The 2,804-nt window shown below is 62.8% G+C and carries 3 protein-coding genes; all 3 read left to right on the forward strand.

What is annotated here, in order from left to right; genetic code table 11:
- The first annotated feature begins 41 nt into the window (after positions 1–41).
- Positions 42–1,277 carry a trypsin-like peptidase domain-containing protein gene (locus KAZ48_11720; protein ID MBP7973459.1) on the forward strand — a complete coding sequence of 412 codons (1,236 nt, stop codon included), beginning with the start codon at positions 42–44 and terminating at the stop codon, positions 1,275–1,277.
- Positions 1,278–1,374: 97 nt separating this feature from the next.
- Positions 1,375–1,860 carry a hypothetical protein gene (locus KAZ48_11725; protein ID MBP7973460.1) on the forward strand — a complete coding sequence of 162 codons (486 nt, stop codon included), beginning with the start codon at positions 1,375–1,377 and terminating at the stop codon, positions 1,858–1,860.
- A 9-nt stretch (positions 1,861–1,869) separates the two neighbouring features.
- Positions 1,870–2,804: FAD:protein FMN transferase (locus KAZ48_11730; protein ID MBP7973461.1), on the forward strand; the 935-nt coding region annotated here is incomplete at its 3' end.

Here is a 2,804-nt window from a genome sequence, read left to right on the forward strand (position 1 = left end):
TTTCTCAGGAAACTCCCAGGTTGGCTAAGGAAACTCACTGCATGAGTTACCAACCTGGACCGAACGACACTTCCCCGATCGATTCGCGCACCAGTGCCGCCGGTGACGAGCCGCAGTCATTCGCGGATACTGCTTATGTGCCACCACTGACCCCGACACCCGAGCCGCCAGTGCCACCGAAGAAGTCCTTCTACGCACGTCGTCCGGTCGTCATGCTCACCGCCGTGGTTGTCACCGTGGCAGTGGCCTCGGGCATAGCTGGCGGTGCTGTCGGAGCGCGGGTCTCGACCGGAACTGCCTCCTCAACCTCGACGTCTCTGCTCACCAACGACACGTCGATTGGCACAGCAGCTACCACGACCGGTTCGGTGGAATCAGCCGCCAAGGCGATCGGTCCCAGTGTCGTGACGGTCGCGGTGTCCAGCCAGGGCGGGCAGGGCACCGGGTCCGGCGTGATCATCAAGGACGACGGCTACATCCTGACGAACAACCACGTGGTCGAGGGTGTGGGTCAAGGCGGGTCCGTCAGCGTGACCCTGAGCAACGGCAGTACTGCCTCGGCGAAGATCGTGGGAACAGACCCGAGTTCTGACCTTGCGGTCATCAAGGCGGAGGGTGTGAGCGGGCTCAAGGCTGCGGTTTTCGCCAACTCCGAGAAGTTGCAGGTCGGTCAGAGTGTCATCGCAGTCGGTGCGCCGCTGGGACTGAGTAACACCGTGACCGAGGGCATCGTGTCGACACTTCATCGTCCGGTCACCTCCGGTGCAAGCGGAACCGGCGAGCAGTCGGTGATGGATGCCATCCAGACCGATGCGGCGATCAATCCGGGCAACTCCGGTGGTCCGCTTGTCGACTTAGCTGGCCGGGTGGTGGGAATCAACTCGGCGATCGCGACCGTCGGCCAATCATCGGATGGGCAGTCTGGGAACATCGGCGTCGGCTTTGCGATCCCCTCCAATGACGCGGTCCGAGTGTCCGACCAACTGATGTCCAACGGCAAGGCGACCCATGCCCAGCTCGGCGTCGGGTTGTCGCAAAGTCAGTCCGCCGCAACGAGCGGTGCGGTGCTCGGTCAAGTCAACGCCGGCAGCCCGGCTGCCGCGGCCGGACTGAAGCCCGGCGATGTGATCACCAAGATCAACGACCGGACGATTGCGGACGGCGATAGCCTGATTGTTGCGATCCGCTCCTATGCTCCCGGTGATGAGGTCACGATCACCTACGAGCGCAACGGTCAGCCCCAGACCACTGCGGCAACGTTGGCCTCGGCCAGCTAATCCGAACGATCGATTCTCAACGGGCATTCAGTCGCATTCCGGCGCTAGGCTCCGCGTTGCTCGGGCATGAGGCGTGGGTCACAACCGGAGGGAAGCCATGTATACGAATCTCCTAAATCGACGGGCAACGGTGGCAGCGGTCGCGCTCGGCGCTGGCTTGCTCGCAATTGCTGGTTGCTCAAGCGACTCGTCGTCGAGCAGTTCAGCCTCGGCGAGCGCTGCCGTAGGCGTTCCGGGCCCGCCAGCTGGCGCAACCGTGGTCACGGCCCCCGAGCCGGATGGCGCAGCAACTTACAGCCGCTTCTCGACGTCAAGCACCCCCGCGGAGGTGGAGACCTACTACACCGGCGCGCTGAAGGCCAGTGGCTTCAACGTCACCAACTCCGGCGGCGGTGGTGGAGGATGGGGACAGTACGGCGGATCTGAGGCAGGTGTGTCCGCCAACAACGGAACCACCTACGTCGAGGTCAACGCTGGTGGATCCAAGCAAGGCCCCACCTACTTCGAGGTGTGTTCGGGCGACTCATCCCAAGCAGTCCAGTCCTGCCAAGGCAACAACCACGGAAGCAGCAACCAGAGCTGAGGTTCCTCTTTGGACACCCCAATCAATCGATCGGCCAGCGTTCCCTCCTGGGGTGCTGGCCGATCGGCTTTTGAGCCTTTCCGGCCCGCCAAGCAACGGTTGGCATTGCGAGAGCGACGCTTCCGGGCCATGGGCTGCAACTGCCACATCTTGATCCTTGGTTCAACCGAGGTGCTCTTGGACTCCGGTGAACAGCGAGTGCGAGAACTAGACGACCGCTGGACCCGTTTCTCACCGGAAAGTCAGCTATCCCAATTCAACTCCCAAGCCGGGGAAGACGTAGCGATTTCTGCCGACATGCGGGTGCTCCTAACCCGAGCGTTGCAAGGATACGAGCTCAGTGGTGGACTCTTTGATCCTTTCCTCGCCGACCAGGTAGTCGCGGCTGGCTACGACCGTGACTTCGATGAACTCGACGCTGTGCCAGTTACTGACGTGGCGCAGCTTGCCGCAGTGGCCCAGACATCGACGACCGCCACCCCGCCGCTGGCTTCCCGCAGTCAGCCTCTACCTGCGCCACTGTCATTAGCACCGGACGGATCGACAGCTCGGCTGGCACCGGGATCGGAAGTCGACAGTGGCGGTATCGGCAAGGGCCTCGGCGCGGAGTTGGTCGCGGACTTCCTCATCGAGTCAGGCGCAAACGGGGTCATGGTCAATCTGGGTGGAGATGTCACGGTCTCCGGCAGCTATCCGGACGAGGGCTGGCGGATCGGAATCGATGACCCGCTGGGTCGCTCAGACGCTGGCACTTCGGTCGTCTTGCGCGATGGTGCGCTATGCACCAGCGGCATTCTGCGCCGACGCTGGTTGACCGACGATGGCCACACTGCGCACCACATCATCGACCCGTCGACGGGTCGTTCGTTGGAGTCCAACGGATTTGTTGGCGTCAGTGCTATTGCGCCGCACGGGTGGTTGGCGGAAGTCTTAACCAAGTCCGT

The organism is Candidatus Nanopelagicales bacterium, assembly GCA_018003655.1.
Classification (GTDB): Bacteria; Actinomycetota; Actinomycetes; order S36-B12; family UBA10799; genus JAGNDY01.

Coding starts and splice junctions, on each gene's coding strand:
- KAZ48_11720 (MBP7973459.1), top strand. CDS start 42: ATGAGTTACCAACCTGGACCGAACGACACTTCCCCGATCGATTCGCGC.
- KAZ48_11725 (MBP7973460.1), top strand. CDS start 1,375: ATGTATACGAATCTCCTAAATCGACGGGCAACGGTGGCAGCGGTCGCG.